Annotated in this window: 15 protein-coding genes and 1 pseudogene; 8 read left to right on the plus strand and 8 right to left on the minus strand. The window is 69.9% G+C overall.

From position 1 onward, the window contains the following. Nucleotides 1-299: 299 nt before the first annotated feature. Nucleotides 300-2441 carry a dynamin family protein gene (locus ACY0I8_RS09905; protein ID WP_461394614.1) on the minus strand — a complete coding sequence of 714 codons (2142 nt, stop codon included), beginning with the start codon at nucleotides 2439-2441 and terminating at the stop codon, nucleotides 300-302. A 278-nt stretch (nucleotides 2442-2719) separates the two neighbouring features. Between ACY0I8_RS09905 and ACY0I8_RS09910 the strand changes: the two genes are divergently transcribed. Continuing rightward, nucleotides 2720-4612, plus strand: coding sequence for a propionyl-CoA synthetase (locus ACY0I8_RS09910; protein ID WP_461394615.1), 1893 nt, complete (start codon nucleotides 2720-2722; stop codon nucleotides 4610-4612). Between the two features lie 220 nt (nucleotides 4613-4832). After that, the gene (locus ACY0I8_RS09915; protein WP_461394616.1) at nucleotides 4833-5678 is read left to right on the plus strand and encodes a 4Fe-4S binding protein; all 846 of its coding nucleotides are present in this window, start codon (nucleotides 4833-4835) and stop codon (nucleotides 5676-5678) included. 13 nt (nucleotides 5679-5691) lie between these two features. On the opposite strand, the gene ACY0I8_RS09920 is transcribed toward ACY0I8_RS09915, so the two are convergent. The 6 genes from ACY0I8_RS09920 to ACY0I8_RS09945 all read right to left on the minus strand — a co-directional run bounded on the left by ACY0I8_RS09920 (nucleotide 5692) and on the right by ACY0I8_RS09945 (nucleotide 11602). Next, entirely contained in the window at nucleotides 5692-6168 is a 477-nt protein-coding gene (locus ACY0I8_RS09920) for a DUF4149 domain-containing protein (RefSeq protein ID WP_461394617.1), read from the minus strand. Between the two features lie 94 nt (nucleotides 6169-6262). Beyond that, on the minus strand, nucleotides 6263-6457 hold the full coding sequence (locus ACY0I8_RS09925; RefSeq protein ID WP_459939791.1) for a YjfB family protein: 195 nt from the start codon (nucleotides 6455-6457) through the stop codon (nucleotides 6263-6265). A 446-nt stretch (nucleotides 6458-6903) separates the two neighbouring features. After that, a complete protein-coding gene (locus ACY0I8_RS09930; RefSeq protein WP_461394618.1) occupies nucleotides 6904-7893 on the minus strand; it encodes a M28 family peptidase in 990 nt (329 codons plus the stop codon). Nucleotides 7894-7908: 15 nt separating this feature from the next. Continuing rightward, nucleotides 7909-9273: a multiheme c-type cytochrome gene (locus tag ACY0I8_RS09935; protein ID WP_461394619.1), complete on the minus strand. Its 1365-nt coding sequence runs from the start codon at nucleotides 9271-9273 to the stop codon at nucleotides 7909-7911. Nucleotides 9274-9719: 446 nt separating this feature from the next. Then, nucleotides 9720-10535, minus strand: a complete 816-nt coding sequence (locus tag ACY0I8_RS09940) for a DUF169 domain-containing protein (RefSeq protein ID WP_461394620.1) — start codon at nucleotides 10533-10535, stop codon at nucleotides 9720-9722. A gap of 101 nt (nucleotides 10536-10636) precedes the next feature. Beyond that, the gene (locus tag ACY0I8_RS09945) at nucleotides 10637-11602 is read right to left on the minus strand and encodes an NAD-dependent epimerase (RefSeq protein WP_461394621.1); all 966 of its coding nucleotides are present in this window, start codon (nucleotides 11600-11602) and stop codon (nucleotides 10637-10639) included. A gap of 328 nt (nucleotides 11603-11930) precedes the next feature. On the opposite strand from ACY0I8_RS09945, the gene ACY0I8_RS09950 reads away from it, so the two are divergent. The 6 genes and pseudogenes from ACY0I8_RS09950 to ACY0I8_RS09975 all read left to right on the plus strand — a co-directional run. Next, nucleotides 11931-12437 (plus strand): nitroreductase family protein, encoded by a 507-nt coding sequence (locus ACY0I8_RS09950; protein WP_461394622.1) that lies wholly within the window; start codon nucleotides 11931-11933, stop codon nucleotides 12435-12437. A 26-nt stretch (nucleotides 12438-12463) separates the two neighbouring features. Next, nucleotides 12464-13894 carry a phosphoglucomutase/phosphomannomutase family protein gene (locus ACY0I8_RS09955; protein WP_461394623.1) on the plus strand — a complete coding sequence of 477 codons (1431 nt, stop codon included), beginning with the start codon at nucleotides 12464-12466 and terminating at the stop codon, nucleotides 13892-13894. A gap of 37 nt (nucleotides 13895-13931) precedes the next feature. Next, nucleotides 13932-14555, plus strand: coding sequence for an MBL fold metallo-hydrolase (locus tag ACY0I8_RS09960; RefSeq protein WP_461394624.1), 624 nt, complete (start codon nucleotides 13932-13934; stop codon nucleotides 14553-14555). 3 nt (nucleotides 14556-14558) lie between these two features. Then, nucleotides 14559-15815 (plus strand): bifunctional phosphopantothenoylcysteine decarboxylase/phosphopantothenate--cysteine ligase CoaBC, encoded by a 1257-nt coding sequence (gene coaBC, locus ACY0I8_RS09965; RefSeq protein ID WP_461394625.1) that lies wholly within the window; start codon nucleotides 14559-14561, stop codon nucleotides 15813-15815. A 190-nt stretch (nucleotides 15816-16005) separates the two neighbouring features. After that, nucleotides 16006-17352 carry a UDP-glucose dehydrogenase family protein gene (locus ACY0I8_RS09970; RefSeq protein WP_461394626.1) on the plus strand — a complete coding sequence of 449 codons (1347 nt, stop codon included), beginning with the start codon at nucleotides 16006-16008 and terminating at the stop codon, nucleotides 17350-17352. Between the two features lie 211 nt (nucleotides 17353-17563). Further along, nucleotides 17564-18067, plus strand: a pseudogene (locus tag ACY0I8_RS09975) (outer membrane beta-barrel protein); the annotation flags it as partial. An 82-nt stretch (nucleotides 18068-18149) separates the two neighbouring features. Here the strand turns inward: ACY0I8_RS09975 and ACY0I8_RS09980 are convergent. Next, nucleotides 18150-18531: transposase (locus ACY0I8_RS09980; protein ID WP_461394627.1), on the minus strand; the 382-nt coding region annotated here is incomplete at its 5' end.

Here is an 18531-nt window from a genome sequence, read left to right on the forward strand (position 1 = left end):
ATGTCTGTTGAGAGCACCACCATACCCGAGACGGAGGGCATTTTTCATGGACCAGGTTCCCCGGTTCGCCGACCCGCCGATTTTCCGCATCAGTTCAGGCTCTCAGGCTTTCTGGCGATAGCGTTCTTGGACACGAGTGCGCGGGTTCATCAGATACGACAACAAGAAAGGAAAAAGAAGGCACCCCAGATAGCCGAAACCAGGCCGTACTTATCAGAAAACCGGCCGACGTGTCAACCGGAGCCGTTTCCCTGACCGTTACCCCTCCGAGGCGCCCCGGCCGGAACCCTTTTTCGGCCTCAGGCGGCCAGGGGCGCGACGGCATCCCGGAGGCCCTCGAGGCGCGGCACGAGGTCGGCGCCCTGGCCCCGGCGGTCCTCCACGGCCCGCTCCAGGGCCGAGAGGTCCTGGAGCGCCGCCTGGACGAGCTCCCGGTAGGCCGCGATCCAGGCGTCGGCCAGGGCCTCGAGGTTCGCGGCCACGAGCTGGTACTTCACCTGCTCGTTGTAGTGGAGCAGGTTCGACCGGGCCTCCTCCAAGAGCACCTCCCGCACGGCCTCGGCCCAGTCGGCCAGCATGCCCTGGGCGAACCCGGCCCGGTCGGCCCGGCCCACGAGCCGGCGGGCCCAGCCGGCCGCGACCTTCCGGGTCCACTGGGCCGCGAGCCCGAGGGCCCGGTCGGCCGGGTGCTCACCGCCGGCGTAGGTCACGGCGCTCGGAAGGGGGATGACCCGCCGGCCGATGGAGGGATCGAGTTCGGGGGGGTCGAAGGGCGCCACCGGCAGCCCCAGGCGCTGGGCCTGGCGGTTGTAGGCCTCGACGTTTCGCACCAGGAGTTCGGCCGGGCCCCGGGCCGCGGCCTTGAGGGCCCCGCTCGCCTCGGCCCACACGGCCCGAATCGCCTCGACGGCCCGGGGGTTCAGCTCCTCGACCTTGAGCGCCTGGAACGCGGCCCGCATCTCCTGGTACACCCGGGCCATCTCCCGGTGGAACCGCTTGCGGTCCGCCTCGGCGTCGAGTTCCGGGGCGGGAAGCTCGCGCACCTTGGCCAGGAACCGCTCGGCCACCTCCCCCCCCGAGGGGTGGAACTGGCGGTCCACCCTGCGAAACGCCCGCTCGCGCACCTCGGCGGCCGCCGCCCGCACCGCCTTCTCGAAGGCCCCGAGGGAGGCCTCCACTTCGGCCCGGGCGCGGGCCAGGGCCTCCTGTTCGGCGGCGAGCCGGGTCGTCTCCTCGCGCGCGAGCGCGAGGGCCGAGTCCACCCGGGCCAGCAGGGCCCGGGCCGCGCCCCGAACGGCCGACCGAACGGTGCGCTCGGTCTCCCGCTCCCGGGCCTCGGCCACGGTGTGAAACAGGGCCTCCCGGAACCCCGGGAACCCGTCGAGGGCCCGGGCTGGGGACTCCTCCCAGAGTTCCAAGAGCAGCTCCTCCTTGCGCTCCATCGCCTCGCCGGCCTCGCGCTTCGCGAGCAGAAGGCCACGCAGGGCCGAGACCACGGCCACCTCCACCCGGCCGGCCAGGGGGGCGAGTTCGGCCGCCACCCGGTCGCGGATCGCGGCCAGGTCCTCGGCCGTGGGGTGCTCCCCGAGGTCGGCGTTCAGCACGAACCGGGCCGCCTCCAGGAGCCCCAGGGCCTTGATGTCGCGCACGAACCGCAGGTCGGCCTCCCGAAGGCCCACCCGGCTCGAAACGACGTACAGGATGCCGTGGGCGCCCAGGAGGTACTCCTGCACCTTCTCCCGGTGGCGGGGGTTGGGGGAGTCGTAGCCCTGGCAGTCCCCGAGCTCCACGCCCCCGGGGAGCCCGGTGCCGGGCAACTCGATCACGAGGTCGTCCACGTACACGGCCAGGGCGTCGTCCCCGGCGAAGGCCCGGTGCTGCTCGAACCGGTCGGGGCCGAGCTCCAACTCCCGGGGCTCGTCGCCGAGCCATTCTCGGATGCGATCGTATCCGTCGAGGTAGGCCCGCAGCAGGGCCACGTTGCGGTCGAAGCTGCCCCCCTCCCCCAGGGCCCGGTCCCCCAGCTCGTCCAGGGCCTCCCGGAGCCGCCGGCGGTCGGCCTCGGACCGAAGGTCGACCCGCCGGCCGTCGTCGCCCGCGGCCAGGAGCAGGGCGGCGTCGGTGGCCTCCCGGTTCACCTCGGCCCACCCCTTGAGCCGGAGCCGGGCCCGGGGCTCGGGCCCGGGGCGCACCCGGGTCACCAGCGAGGTGATGATCCCGGCGCCCCGGCGGAGCACGTCGCGGCCCACCAGGGCGTTCACCAGGGTGCTCTTGCCGCTCTTCACGGTGCCGGCCACGGCCAGCCGGAACCCGTTCGCCCCTTCGAGGCTCCGGAGCCGCTCGATCCAGGGATCCACCCCGGCGCCCTCGGCCCCCACGAGTTCCCGGAACGTCTCCAGCAGAAACACCACCGGCTTGCACTCTTCCGAAACGTTCGTCACGACGACCCCACACCCGCGGCGGTTTGCCGCTCTCCATCAGGCCCGATCCGTCATCTCCCCCAGGGGAAAACCGCGGCCGGGCATCGTACCGGCGGCCCCGGGGGGTGTCAACGCGGCCCCGGCCGCTGCGGCGCCCGCGAACCGGCGGCACAAAACGCCTCGCCCGCTTTAGCCTGGCTCAAGATTTTTAGCCTTGCTGAAGTCCCCGGGAAGTTGCTACCCTGAGACGGCGTTTGTTGGGACCTTATCCACTCTCATCATCCAACGAAGGAGGAGCCATGGGCCGGTACGACGAGATCTACCGCAGAAGCCTCGAAGACCCGGAGGGGTTCTGGGGGGAGGCGGCCGAGCAGATCGCCTGGACCAAGCGCTGGGACAAGGTGCTCGACGACTCCAACCCGCCTTTCTACCGCTGGTTCGTGGGCGGCGAACTGAACACCTGTTACAACGCCGTGGACCGGCACGTGGAAGCCGGCCGGGGCGACCAGGTGGCCCTGATCTACGACAGCCCCGTGACGAACCAGATCCAGAAGTTCACCTACCGGGAGCTCCAGGACCAGGTGGCCCGGTTCGCCGGGGTGCTCCGGGGCCTCGGGGTCGAGAAGGGCGACACGGTCATCATCTACATGCCCATGGTGCCCCAGGCCGTGGTGGCCATGCTGGCCTGCGCCCGGCTCGGCGCGATCCACTCGGTGGTGTTCGGCGGGTTCGCGCCCAACGAGCTGGCCATCCGGATCGACGACGCCAAGCCCAAGGTGATCGTGTCGGCGTCGTGCGGGATCGAGGTCACCCGGGTCATCGAGTACAAGCCCATGCTCGACAAGGCCATCGAGCTGGCAACCCACAAGCCCGAGAAGTGCGTGATCCTGGCCCGGCCCCAGGCCAAGGCCGAGCTCACGGCCGGCCGGGACTTCGACTGGGACGACCTCATGGCCAAGGCCGAGCCGGCGGAGTGCGTGCCGGTCAAGGCCACCGACCCCCTCTACATCCTCTACACCTCGGGCACCACGGGCATGCCCAAGGGGATCGTGCGCGACAACGGGGGCCACGCCGTGGCCCTTCGGTGGAGCATGGAGTACATCTACGACACCAAGCCGGGCGAGGTGTACTGGGCCGCCTCGGACGTGGGCTGGGTGGTGGGCCACTCCTACATCGTGTACGGCCCGCTGTTCACCGGGTGCACCACCATCCTCTACGAGGGCAAGCCCGTGGGCACCCCCGACCCCGGCGCGTTCTGGCGGGTGATCAGCCAGCACGGGGTCAAGGTGCTCTTCACGGCGCCCACGGCGTTCCGGGCGATCAAGAAGGAGGACCCTAACGGGGAGTACTTCAAGAAGTACGACCTGTCGAACTTCAAGTACCTGTTCCTGGCCGGCGAACGGCTCGATCCCGACACCTACCACTGGGCCTCGGATCTCCTGAAGCGGCCGGTCATCGACCACTGGTGGCAGACCGAGACGGGCTGGCCCATCGCCGCCAACTGCGCCGGGATCGAGCTCATGCCGATCAAGCCCGGGTCCCCCACCAAGGCCGTGCCGGGCTACGACGTGCGGATCCTCGATGACTCGGGGAAGGAGCTGGGGCCCAACCAGGAGGGCATCGTGGTGGTGAAGCTGCCCCTGCCGCCGGGCACGCTCCCCACCCTGTGGCAGAACGACGAGCGGTTCCGCCAGTCGTACACCGACCCGTTCCCGGGCTACTACTTCACCGGCGACGGCGGCTACAAGGACGAGGACGGGTACCTCTACATCATGGGCCGGGTGGACGACGTCATCAACGTGGCCGGCCACCGGCTCTCCACCGGGGCCATGGAGGAGGTGATCGCGACCCACCCGGCCGTGGCCGAGTGCGCCGTGATCGGGGTGGCCGACAACCTGAAGGGCCAGGTGCCGGTGGGGTTCGTGGTCTTGAAGGCCGGCGCCGAGGTGGACCCGGATCAACTGAAGGCCGACCTGGTCAAGATGATCCGGGAGCAGATCGGGCCCATCGCCTGCTACAAGGAGACCATGATCGTGAAGCGCCTGCCCAAGACCCGCTCGGGCAAGATCCTCCGGGGCACCATGCGGAAGATCGCCGACGGCGAGCAGTACCGGGTGCCCTCCACGATCGACGACCCGGCGATCCTGGGCGAGATCGAGGAGGCCCTGAAGACCGTGGGCTACGCCAAGTAGCCCGAAGCGCAGGCTACCGCGCCGCGGCCCGCCCCGGCCCGACCGGGGCGGGCCGTTTCGTGCCGCCGGCTCTCCCGGGTACAATGGATTCCACCACGGAGGGCACGGAGAGCACGGAGGGGAAACCCTTTTCGGGTCTCGCAACGCCCGCTAGGCTCGCAACGGAGATCTCGTCGCGCGTTGCGGCCGTGGTGTGAGAAGAAGAAGGAGAGGCGTTACCGTGAGCGACCTTCGCGACGAGCTCGTGGCCGAGATCCGGCGGATCGTCCGGGAGCATCCGGCCAACCGGTTCCCCGGCACCGACGAACCCATCTTCGACGAACCCCTGGTGGGGTTCGCGCCGGCGGACGACCCGATCTGGGGGAAGTACAAGGAAATCATCGGGCCGTTCCACTGGTCCCCCCGTGAGGCCATGGAGACCGGGGGCGGCCGGGGGGAGGCCCGCACCGTGGTCTCCTGGATCCTTCCCATCACCGAGGCCACCCGGCGGGACAACCGGGCCGAGACCCGGCTCCCCTCCCGGCGGTGGGCCCACACCCGGTGGCACGGGGAAGCGTTCAACGATGAACTCCGGCGGGCCGTGGTGGGGTTCCTGGCCGAGCGCGGCCACGGGGCGGTGGCGCCCTGTCTCGTCGACGGGTGGACGGTGGTGAACGACCCCCGGGTGGGGCTCGCGTCCACCTGGTCCGAGCGCCACGCGGCCTACGCCGCGGGGCTTGGCACCTTCAGCCTGAACGACGCCCTGATCACCGAGCGGGGCATCGCCCACCGCACCGGGTCGGTGGTGACCACGGCCGAGATCGCGCCCAACCCCCGCACGGCGGCCCACCACCGGGCCTACTGCGCCTTCTACTCGGCCAAGGGGTGCGGGGTGTGCATCGGCCGCTGCCCCGTGGGCGCGATCAGCGAGGCCGGCCACGACAAGGAGCGCTGCCGGGCCTACACCTACGGCCAGGTGATGGACGAGGTGGGGGAGACGTTCGGGGTCAAGGTGGCCGGGTGCGGCCTGTGCCAGACCAAGGTGCCCTGCGAGCACCGGGTGCCCCCGGCGGCCCGGGAGGGGTAGCCGGCGACGACGATCACGCCCCGAACCAGCGCCGGTCCCCCAGGAGCAGGAACGCGCCTTCGGCCAGCACGAGAAGGTTGAGCGCCATGCTCACCCCGTGGAGCCGGCCGAACCGGCGGCGCAGGGGGTGGTCGGGGGCCAGGTTCTCGAAGGAATGGATCTCGGCCTTGACGGCCCGGGCCCGGGGGTGGACCCAGAACTGGTTCGCCCCGGCCGCGAGGAGCGCCGTGACGAGAAGCCCCACGGCCACCCGGTGGGGCGTGCTCCAGGGGCCCCGCCGGCCGAAGAGGTACAGGACGAGCGCCGCGGCGACGAGGGCGGTCACGTAGGGGAAATACACCGGGAACAGCACCCCCACCACCCGCCCGGCCTCGTCCCGGGGAAACGAGGCGAAGATCGGCGGGGTCACCACGAAGGTCACGGCCGCCACCCCGCCCACCCACAGGGCGAGAACGAAGCGAAACAGGGTGCTCCAGACGCGTGGATTCAAGGCCCCTCCATTCGCCGGCCGGCCGGGGGGTGGGAAACCAACGAAGAAGGCGGCCCCACCCGGCCGCCCTCTTCCGCTCCCTCCGCCGGGCGCCTCACGCCCGGACGTCCAGGTTCCCGCCCACCCCGAGCGACCGGAACAACTCGGCCGCGAGGGCTTCCTGGGTGTCCAGGATCTTCTTCATCACCGCCATGCCGGCCTCGCCCTTGGCCTGTTCGGCCTTGAGCCCGGTCATCTCCTCGATGAGCCCCATGGTGAGGTCGCCGTTTCCCAACGCGCGCAGATCCATCGGTTTCTCCTCGGTTGCGTCCGGGGGCGTCCCGCTCGGCGGCTAGGCCGCTTGGCGGCTCGGCGGCCAGGAACCACCCGGATCTCGGCACCAGCGACCGGACGGACGGTGTAGGGCGTTTCCGGGCGACTCAGCGGTTGGGGGGCTGGTGGAGAGCCGGGTGCGGCCCCTTACCTCGCCGCGCCCCCACCACGCCTGGACCGCCCTGGAAGATCCGGAACGTCCGCCGCCAACACTACGGACTGCCGGGCCGACAACGGCATGGAAAGGCGCGGCGATCGGGTGCCGCACTCGCGCCCGGCCGGAGCCAGCCCCCCAACCGCGCCCGGCAATCCCTTCATAGGTTTGAATCCGTGGCCCGCCGGCCGCTACGGTTCGACGGCGGGCCTTCGGCCCGGGTCCCCTTCCCCTTCGGCCGGCGGGTCGCGGGACTTGAGGGGAAGCCGTCAGGGCCGGCCCGCGAGGACCCGGACCGCCTCGGCAACCCCCTCCACCAGCTCGGCCATGGCGCCGTAGTGGAGGGTGTCGGGCGTGTCGGTGGGCCGGTGGTAATGGGGGTTTCGGTAGAAGGCCGTGTCGGTCACCATGACCGCCGGCCAGCCCATGGCCCAGAACCACCGGTGGTCCGAGAAATCGATCCCCGGCACGAACCGCCCGGCGGCCAGGGTCTCCACCGGGAGGGCCGAGGCCGCCCGGAACGCGGCCGCCACCTCCCGCACCAGCCCCCGGGACCGCCAGTTCCCCACCACGGCCACGAAATCCGGCACCGACCGGTAGAACCACCCCATGAGCGGGAAGGGAAACGCCTGGCGCCCCTGGGATCCCGGATAGTACCCCACCATCTCGAGGCAGAGCATGGCGGCCACCTCCCGGCCCGTCGCCCGGAGCGCGCTCGCGTAGACCGCGCTCCCCATGGCCCGGGAGGGGAACACCGGGGGCTCCTCCAGGGTGAAGAACGCGAACTCCACGGGCAGGCGAAACCGCCGGCCGGCGAGGGCCTTCGCCGCCTCCAGGAGCACCGCCACCGCGCTCGCGTTGTCGTCGGCCCCGGGCGTGCCCCACACCGTGTCGTAGTGGGCCCCCGCCACCACGACCCCGGCTGCCTCGTCCCGGCCGGGAAGGGTCGCGATCACGTTGTGGTAGGTGCGGCCGCCGTAGGGCACGTCTTGGTACCGGGGCACGTAGCCGGCGTCGCGGAGGATTCCGGCGATGTACTCCCGGGCCCTAGCCAGGGCCTCGGGCTCCTCGGCGCTTCGCGGCCCGATCCGAACCGCGAGTTCCTCCACGTGGGCCCGAAGCGCCCGCGCCTCGGGGCCGTCCGCCCGGACCGGCCCGGGGGCGGGCGCGAAAAACCGCACCTTCAGGAGCGAATAGGCCAGGAAGCAGACCAGAACGAAAACGATCGCCAGGGGCGCGAGAACCAGCACCCGGACCACGGTCCCACGCCCCGGCTACCGGGCCGCCCCCACCTCCCCCTCGGCCGCCGCCATCTCCACCAGGGGCACCCGCCAGCCCGGCCGGTCGAGATACTCGTCGGCCACCTCCTGGGGCAGGCTCCGGTACAGGAGCCGGGCGGTCACCCGGAACGGCCCCTGCGCGTCGTCGGGCAGGCGGATCTCGTACCGTTCGGTCCGGGTTGACCGGGGCGGAATCGAGGTGTCCTCGGCGATCGCGGCGATCCGCCAGGGTTTCCAGGTGGGCCGGCCCTCGGCGTCCACGGCCCGGGCCCCGAACCGGCGGGCGGCCGGATCGCGCCGCCCCCGGTCGTCGAGACCCCCGCTCCGGAACACGACGGCCCCCTCCCGCCCCAGGTCCTCCACCACCACCTCTAGCCACATCTCCCGCAGTTCCGTCATGGAGGTGGGCAGGTTGTGGCCGGCCCGGGCGTTCTCCACCCCCACGGTCACCTCGAGCACCCGGCCGGGCGCGGCCCCGTCGGGGAGTTCGAGGCGGAGCCGGGCGGCGCTCTGGAGCCGGAGCCGGGCGTCGTTGGCGTGGCGCCAGTGGTTGAGGAGCGTCGGAATGGCGGCGTTCGCTCCCGTGAAGTCGTGGTCGAAGAACGGGGAGCGCACCGTGTCGAAGCTGCTCGTGAGCCCCCGCCGCACGGCCTTCTCCAGGGTGTCGGCGACCCGGGCCGCCACCTCGGGGGGCACCATGTGGCAGTCCTGGCACTGGATCCCGGCCCGGGCGTACTCGCTTCGCTTCCATTCCTCGTAGGTCCGGGCGATCTCGGTCTCGTTCACCGGGTGGAACACGTTGTGGCAGGCGCCGCAGAACTCGCTCTGGGTGTGGATTTCGGAGTAGGCCGTGGCGTGGAACGAGCTGTGCGCGTCGGCGTAGGGTCCCCGCTTTGGCCCCTCGGGCTCCACGGCGAGGCCTGAGTTCCCCGGGTTCCCCCCCTTTTCCAGGAGCTTCACCCCCACCACCGAGTGGCAGAAGTCGCATGTGACCCCCTCGTCGGCCCGGGGGTCGATCACGATCTCCCCGCTGTCGCGGATCCAGACCTGCTCCGTGAGCGCCCCCACCGGGGCGTGGCATCCCGCGCAGAACCGGTCGGCGGCGCCGGCCGTGTCCCGGGAGGCCTCCCGCCACACGGCCCGGTAGAGCGGGTCGGCCAGGGCGTTGGCGTGCATGGAGCCCCGCCACTGCTCGTACTGGACCGGGTGGCAGTAGCCGCAGGTGTCGGCCGAGGTGAACTGGCCCGGGGTGGCGGGCATCCCCGTGGTGGTGTTCAGGATCTTGGGGTAGAAGACCGGCTCGGCCGCCAAGGCCGGGAAGGCGAATAAGAGGGCGAGGACCAGGGTGAAGCGTCGCATGGGGGCCTCCCTGTCTGCGAGGAACCACCCCCACGGTACCAGGATCCGCCCGCGCCGCAACCGGCCCCCAAGCGGGCCGAAGGCCGCGCGAGGACCCGCCCGGGTTGGGAAACTCGGGAGCCCACGAGGCGGCCTGCTCGCGGACCACCGCCCCGGGGGAAGGCGCCGGTGCGCGAACTGGCGGGCGGGGCAAGGAGGGCGGCGGGCCCGTGTCGGGAGTCAGTGGACAGACGACAGAGGACAGGGGGCTTTCTGACCTCTGACTTCTGAATTCTGGCCCCTGATACGGCAGCCGCTCCCACAGGTTGGGACGGCCGCTGACGCCGGAATCCCAAAGGATTTTGGCATCCTAGCGTCCTAGCCTCCCAACATCCTAGCAGTAAAGTTCCTTGGAAGCCGCGATCGGCCCCGGCGGGGTCCCACAGCGATCCAGGCGGCCGGTCCGGCTACCCCCCTCGCAGCGCCCGCCACACGGGCCGGTCGAGGAAGCTCCCCGGGGCGTCGGCCTCCATCCGCCGGAACAGGGGGTACGGCATCGCGAAGCTCAACACCCGTTCCCCCAGGCTCCGCCGCACCTGGAGGCGGGCCGAGAGGTCCAGGAGACCCAGCACCGCGCGGGGGTGTTCGGCACGGGCCTCCCGGTAGGGGTAGATCCCGATCGCCTGGCACCCGGCCGCAAACGGCGCGATGACCCGCTCGTTGTCCGGCCCCCGGTAGTTGGCGAGCACGGAGAGCGCCGCCACCTGGTCCGGGTCGGCGAAGAACACCACGACCTCGGGCGGCGGTTCGTCCTCCCCCACGGCCGAGAGCGGCCGAAAGACCACGGCGCCGGCGCCGGTGTCGGTGATGGGCAGGCGCGCCACGAACGCACGGACCACCTCGGGGGAGGCCAGGTACCGCTCCCCCTCCAGGAACTCGTCCAGGGCCTCGGGCCGCATGTGGGGCCGAAGCCCCTCGGCCACGGCCCGCCCCTCGGGGGACGAGGCGTTGCCGGTGGAGAGGAACCGGCAGAAGCACTCGGGTCCCCCGGGAAAGTTCCGGTACTGGTCCCCGAACCCCAGGCCCACCCCGCCCCCGAAGCATCCGAACCGGTCCCGGGCCACCGCCGCCGTGCGCCCCCGGGCCGCGGCCGCCGCGAGCCACATGACACAGCCCCACCGGTCCGGCCGGAACCCGACGGCGCCCTCGGGCGCGTCGGAAACCCACCAGATGCCCACGGGTTCGGTTCGGAGCCCGATCTTCTCGGCGATCACGCTTCGCATGGCGATCCTCCCGGAAAGCCGGTTTACGGTCCGCGGTTTACCGGTCGCGCGCCCGCACGTCCCAACGTCCCAACGTCCCAACGTCCTAACGTCCCCGCGCCCTACCTTCCGCGCAGCCCCGCCGCCCACTCCCGGTACCACGCCACGAACCTCGGGATCCCCACCTCGATGGGGGTGGTGGGCTCCCAACCCCAGAGCTCCTTGGCCCGGGTCACGTCGGCGTAGGTGCGCGGCACGTCGCCCGGCTGCATGGGCAGGTAGTTCTTCCGGGCCGTTTTGCCCAGGGCCTCCTCGAGCACCTCGATGAACCGCTCGAGGCGCACCGGCCGGTGGTTCCCGAGGTTCACCACCTCGAACGGGAGTGGGGTGTCGATGGCGGCCACCACGCCCCGGACGATGTCGTCGATGTAGGTGAAATCCCGCTCCATGTCGCCGTGGTTGTAGACGTCGATGGGCTCGTCGGCCAGGATCTTCCGGGTGAAGGTGAACAGCGCCATGTCGGGCCGGCCCCAGGGTCCGTAAACCGTGAAGAACCGAAGCCCGGTCATGGGGATGCCGTAGAGGTGATGGTACGTGTGGGCCATGAGCTCGTTGGCCACCTTGGTGGCGGCGTAGAGGCTCACGGGCCGGTCCACCCGGTCGGCCTCGCTGAAGGGCACCTTCTCGTTGGCCCCGTACACCGACGAGGACGAGGCGTACACCAGGTTCCCGGTGCCCCGGTGCCGGCAGGCCTCCAGGATCCGCAGGAACCCCATCAGGTTCGCCTCGCCGTAGGCCACGGGGTTCTGGAGGCTGTAGCGCACCCCCGCCTGGGCCGCCAGGTGGCACACCACGTCGAAGGGCCCCTCGTCGAACGCCGCCTCCACCGCGGCGGGGTCGGCCACGTCGCCCCGGAGGAACCGGAATTCCTCCCGGCCCTCGAGCCGGGCCAACCGGGCCTCCTTGAGCCGGACGTCGTAGTAGTCGTTCAGGTTGTCGAAGCCCACGACCCGGTCGCCCCGGTCGAGCAGGAACTCCGCCACCGCGGCCCCGATGAACCCGGCCGCACCGGTCACGAGTACGTTCACGGGGGATCTCCTTTCCGTTGGGACGTTGGGACGCGCGGACGTGCATCCCGGCGTCCCGTCTCAGACTGCATCTGGGGCCAACCGGGCCGAGGAACACGGCGTTCCCCGCCGAGACCGCGGCGGCCCGGCCGACGGACGGATCCTACCAGACGCCCGGGCCGGAGGGCCACAATCCCGCGGAAATCTGCGCAAAAACCGGGGCTTTCTTGACCCTTCCGAAGCCCCGCTGGTATACTCCGCGCCCTGTCCGCCGGCCCTGCGCCGGCGGCGTTTCGCGCAAACCGTCCCCCGTTTCCGGCAGGCATCCGCCGGGTTCTCCGAAGGAACCATGGACACCTCCGAAGCCATCCGCACCCGTCGCAGCGTGCGCCGGTTCCGGCCCGACCGGGTTCCGGCGGACCTCATCGACAGGCTCCTCGACGCCGCCCGGTGGGCCCCCTCGGGCCTCAACAACCAGCCGTGGCGGTTCGTGGTGGTCGAGGACGCCGGCGTTCGGGAGCAACTGGCCGGCTGCACGAAGTACGGCCGGATCCTCCGGGCGGCCCCCCTGGCGGTGGCCGTGTTCCTGAACACCGACACCTCCTACCACCGGGAGAAGGACATCCAGGGGGTGGGCGCCGCCCTGCAGAACCTGCTGCTCGAGGCCCACAACCTGGGTCTGGGCGCCTGCTGGCTCGGCGAAATCCTGAACCAGCGGGAGCGGGTCGAGGAGATCCTCGGCGTGCCCGCCCACCTCGAGCTCATGGCCGTGGTGGCCGTGGGCTACCCGGAGGGCGACCGCCACGGGAACCCCGAGCGGTTGCCCGTCGAGGACCTGGTCGTCGCCCGGTTCTGACCCGATCCGTCCCGCGAGGTTCCCATATGGAGAGACCCGTCGTCAAGTTCGGCACCTCCGGCTGGCGTGCCGTCCTGTGTGACGCCTTCACCTTCGAAAACGTGCGGATCGTGGTGCAGGCCATCGCCGACCACCTCAAGGCCGGCGGCCTGGACGAGCGGGGGGTGCTCGTGGCCTACGACACCCGGTTCCTGGGCGACCGGTTCGCCCGGGTGGCCTGCGAGGTGTTCGCCGGGAACGGGATCCCGTCGTTCCTGCCCCCCCGGGACGTGCCCACCCCGGTGGTTTCCTTCGACATCCTCCGCAACGAGCGGGACGGCGCGGTGAACTTCACGGCCTCCCACAACCCCCCCGAGTACAACGGGGTCAAATTCAGCCCGGCCTGGGGCGGCCCGGCCTTGCCCGAGACCACCCGCGACATCGAGGAGCGGGCGAACCGCCGCATGGCCGAGGGGACCTACCTGCGGATCCCCTTCGAGGAGGCCGAGGAGAAGGGCCTGGTGCGGCCCCACGACCCCCGGCCCGCGTACCTCGATCGGATCCGGGACCTCGTGGACCTCGACGCCGTCCGAAAGGCGGGGCTGCGGCTCGGGGTGGACCTCCTCCACGGCACGGCCCGGGGCTACCTGGACGAGCTTCTCCGGGAGGCCGCCTGCGAACTGACCGTGCTGAACGACCGGCCCGACCCCCTGTTCGGGGGCCGCCCGCCGGAGCCGAGCCGGGAGAACATCCCCGAACTCCTGGACCTCGTGGCCTCGGACCCCACGGTCGCGTTGGGGCTTGGGACCGACGGCGACGCCGACCGGTTCGGGGTGGTGGACCGGGGCGGCGCCTTCGTGGAACCCAACTACTTCCTGGCGCTCCTGTTCGACTACCTCGTGGCCGAGCGGGGGTTCGAGGGGGGGGTGGCCCGCAGTGTGGCCACGAGCCATCTCCTCGACGCCGTGGCCCGCAAGCACGACCGGCCCGTGTACGAGACCCCCGTGGGGTTCAAGTTCATCGGCGACCTGATCCGCCGGGGCGAGGTGGCCCTGGGGGGCGAGGAGTCGGCCGGGCTCTCGATCCGCGGCCACGTGCCCGAGAAGGACGGGATCCTGGCCTGCCTGCTCGCGGCCGAGATGGTGGCCCGGCGCGGAAAACCCCTGCTCCGGCAGTTGGAGGAACTCTACGCCGAGGTGGGGCGGTACCGGACCCGGCGGGTGAACCTCCGCCTCACGCCTCGACAGGAGGAGGCGTTCGGTGCCAAGGTGGCCGCCTTGCCCGGCGAGGTTGCCGGGCGGAAGGTCCGGGAGGTCGTCACCGTGGACGGCCACAAGCTGCTCCTCGAGGGCGATGCCTGGATCCTCGTGCGGAAGTCGGGCACCGAGCCGGTGGTGCGGCTTTACGCGGAAGCCCCGACCGACGAGGCCCTGGACGAGCTTGTGGCGGCCGGCCGGGCGTGGATCCTGGGGAACTGACCCCGAACCAAACCTCCCTCACGACGAGGACGGGACGATGATTCTGGAACAACTGGTTGTCGGGCCGATCCAGGCCAACTGCTACATCCTGGGCGACGAGGCCACCGGCGAGGCCGTGGTCATCGACCCCGGCGGCGACACCCCGGTGATCCTCAAGGCGCTCCAGGCCCGGGGGCTCAAGCCCGTGGCGATCGTGGCCACCCACGGCCATTTCGACCACGTGGAGGGCCTGGCGAGCATGAAGCGGGCCACCGGGGCGCCCGTGTGCGTGCACCCGGCGGAGATCCCCCTGCTCCGGGGCCTCACGAGCCAGGGGCTTCTCTTTGGCATGCGGGTCGAGGCCGCGCCCGAGCCCGACGTGCTCCTGGAGGAGGGGCAGGAGATCGCCTTCGGGAGCCACGCCCTCCGGGTGCTCCACACCCCCGGGCACAGCCCGGGTTCCGTGAGCCTGGTGACCGACAAGAAGGTGTTCGTGGGCGACCTCCTGTTCGCCGGTTCCATCGGCCGCACCGACCTCCAGGGCGGGGACTACGACACCCTGATCCGCTCGGTGCGGGAGAAGATCTTCACCCTGCCGCCCGACACCGTGGTGTACCCGGGCCACGGCCCGGCCACCACCGTGGCCACCGAGATGCGCACCAACCCCTTCTTCGTGTACTGACCCATGCTCCGCGGCAAGGAGATCCTGCTGGGCGTGACCGGCGGCATCGCCGCTTACAAGAGCGTGTACCTGTGCCGGGAGCTCACGGTGCGGGGCGCCAACGTGCACGTGGTGATGACGAAGAACGCCATGAACTTCGTCACCCCGCTCACGTTCCAGACGATCTCCGGAAACCCCGTGACCCACCGGATGTTCGAGCTCTTTCGGGGTCCCGAGATCGGCCACGTGGCCCTGGCCGACCGGGCCCACGCCCTGGTGGTGGCCCCGGCCACGGCGAACATCCTGGGCAAGGTGGCCAACGGCCTGGCCGACGACTTCCTCTCCACCATGATCATGGCCACCCGGGTGCCGGTGCTCTTCGCGCCGGCGATGAACGTGGTCATGTGGGAGAGCCCCGCGGTCCAGGAGAACGTGCGGCGGCTCCGGGACCGGGGCTACGCCTTCGTGGGCCCGGTGGAGGGGGAACTGGCCTGCGGGGTCGAGGGGAAGGGCAAGATGGCCGATCCCCTCCGGATCGTCGAGGCCCTGGAGGGGGTGCTCACCCCCAAGGACCTCCGGGGCGAGACCGTGCTCGTCACCGCCGGCCCCACCATCGAGCCCATGGACCCGGTGCGGTTCATCTCGAACCACTCCTCGGGGAAGATGGGCTATGCCCTGGCCCGGGCGGCCGTGCGCCGGGGGGCCCGGGTGATCCTGGTCACGGGCCCCACCTCGCTCCCCGACCCCCTGGACGCCGAGGTGGTGCGGGTGACCACGGCCCGGGAGATGCGCGACGCCGTGATCGCCCGGGCGGAGGAAGCCACCGTGATCCTGATGGCGGCGGCCGTGTGCGACTGGCGGCCTGCGGCCGCGGCGTCCCAGAAGATCAAGAAGCGCTCGGGCGCCCCGCCGTCCCTGGAACTCGAACCGAACCCCGACATCCTGCGGGAACTGGGGGCGCGCAAGCGGCCGGACCAGATCCTCATCGGGTTTGCGGCCGAGACCTCGTCCCTCGAGGAGAGCGCGAAGGCGAAGCTCGAGGAGAAGCGGCTCGACGCCATCGTGGCGAACGACGTCACGGCCCCGGGGGCCGGGTTCCACGTGGACACCAACGAGGTGGTGATCTTCACGGCCTCCGGGGAGCGGATCGGCGTGCCCCGGATGCCTAAGGACCGGGTGGCCGACCGGATCCTGGGGCTCGTGGCGAAGATGCGCCGCGGCACCCAGAAGCCGGGTTGGGAACCCCAGGCCGAGCGGCCCGAGTTCTGGAAAGAGGGGTGACGGGGTTCAGGCCTCCGCGGAACTTCGGTCCACGGTCGCCGGTCTGCGGTGTTCGGTCCCTTGGTCCAGGCTACGACGGCTCTCCGTCTGGCCGACAGCGAAACGTTATTGTTTTTGCGAACAGGCTGCCCCGCGGCCTACCGGAGCTTTCAGCTTTCCAGCTTTCTAGCCTTCCAGCAGGGAAAACCCCATGAAACTTTGCGTCATCGGAACCGGATACGTGGGTCTCGTCACCGGCACCTGCTTTGCCGAGATGGGCAACGACGTGGTGTGCGTGGACATCGACGAGGCCAAGATCGAGAAACTCCGCCGCAAGGAGATCCCCATCTACGAGCCGGGGCTCCAGGAGATCCTGGAGCGCAACGTGGACGAGGGCCGGCTCACGTTCACCACCGATCTCAAGGAGGGGGTGGAGCGAAGCCTCCTTCTCTTCATCGCGGTGGGAACCCCCGAGGGCGAGGACGGCTCGGCCGACCTCCAGCACGTGCTCGCCGTGGCCCGCTCCATCGGCCAGGTCATGGACGGCTACCGGATCGTGGTCATCAAGTCCACGGTGCCGGTGGGAACGGCCGAGAAGGTGCGCGACGCGATCCGCACCGAACTCGAGGCCCGGGGGCTCGACGACCTGGAGTTCGACGTGGTGTCGAACCCCGAGTTCCTGAAGGAGGGCAACGCGGTCCAGGACTGCCTCAAGCCCGACCGGATCATCGTGGGCACCGACAACGTGCGCACGGCCGAGATCATGAAGGAGCTCTACGCGCCCTTCACCCGCACGAACCACCCGATCATCGTCATGGACATCCGGTCGGCCGAGATGACCAAATACGCCTCGAACGCCATGCTGGCCACCAAGATCTCGTTCATCAACGAGATCGCCAACATCTGCGAGCGGGTGGGGGCCGACGTGGGGGCCGTGCGGCTCGGGATGGGGGCCGACTCCCGCATCGGGTACCAGTTCCTGTTTCCCGGGGTGGGCTACGGCGGCTCGTGCTTCCCCAAGGACGTGAAGGCCCTGATCCAGACGGCCCGCCAGGCCGGGTACGAGGCCCAGGTGCTCCAGGCGGTGGACAGCCTCAATAACCGCCAGAAGTCCGTGCTGGCAGAGAAGATCCTCTCCTGGTTCCGCTCGGAGGGGATCGATCCGGCCGGGGCCACCGTGGCCGTGTGGGGGCTGGCGTTCAAGCCCAACACCGACGACATGCGCGAGGCCCCGAGCCTCACCGTGATCGGCCGATTGCGGGAGGCCGGGTGCCGGATCCGGGCCTACGACCCGGTGGCCGAGGGGAACGCCCGGAGGATCCTGGGCGAGGGGGACGGGCTCACCTACTGCACGAACAACTACGAGGCCCTGGAGGGGGCCGACTGCCTGGCCATCTGCACCGAGTGGGGGGTGTTCCGCCGGCCCGATTTCGACCGGATGAAGGCGCTTTTGAAGCGCCCGGCCATCTTCGACGGCCGAAACCTCTACGAGCCGGCGAACATGAAGAAGAAGGGGTTCACCTACTTCGGGATCGGGAGGCAGTCAGGGGGCGCCTAAGCACGGAAGGCCTCGTTTCCAAGATCGTGCGCTTGGGAAAGCGCATCGAACCCAGAATGTCCTCGGAAGCCTTTCTTTGGGTACGCACGAACAGCAGGGAACCGAGATCATTTCACCCTTTGGGGTGATGACTAGCTAGGTTAGCAATGCTAGCGTGGTTCGCGGTTGCCCCGTTCCCGTAGACAGAGTCGTTTTCCAAGGAGGAGAGTGGATGCGTACAAGCGCGCTTGTGATCTTGGGCACACTTCTCGCCGGAGTGCTTTTCCCGCAACATTTTGCAAGAGCAGAGTCCTGGACCGGAAACGTAAATTTTACACTCGGCGGCAAGGCACTCGATGAGGACGACTGGGAACCTGTCGAGGACCACGCAGAATTTGGCATCCATGTTGATTTTCGACAGGACGCTTGGCCCGTAAATGTCGTTCTCGCTTTGACGGCATCTGCCGACGACGACGACGGCTATGATGCGGAATTGGATGCAAATTACGACATAGAAACCTCAACAGGCGAACTAAGATTTGGGATCAAGAAAATATGGGAACCCACTCAAACGATGCGTCCATACTTTGGCATCGGCCTAGCTTTGGTAACCGCCGACGCAGAAATCGATATAGAGGGTTTCGGATCGGCTGATGATGACGACAGTACGCTGGGGTTCTGGCTGCAGGGCGGTCTCTACTGGACGATTGCCGAACATTTCAACATCGGGTTTAATCTCACTGCTGTCCAAAAACGAATAACAGAGGTCCTGGGGAGGGCCCAGAAAGGGCCTTCTGCCGCGGTTTGGGGCGGTCATCCTACGCCGTCGTGCGATTCAGCTGTCCAACATCGAACCCCGGCAGCACGAGCTGGGGGTGATCTGGGACACCGGGTGGCGTCTCCAGCGGATCGTCCAGCCACGACCACAGGTCCTTGTACTGAAACAGGTTCCAGCGCAGCAGCGCCACCAGGTTCGACAGCGACCAGCCCCGCCGAGTCCGCCACTTCAGGAAGCTCACCAGGAGCATGGCGATCAAGGCGGTCCAGATCTGGATGGCCAGCGCGTTCTCGGTGGTCCCAAGGAAGGTCTTCACCTTGAGGTTCTGCTTCAGGGCTTTGAAGAACAACTCGATTTTCCACCGGTCGCGGTAGATCTGCGCGATGGTGTCCGCCGCAAAGGCCTCGTGGTTGGTGAGAAGG

The sequence above is a fragment of the Deferrisoma sp. genome, assembly GCF_054681715.1.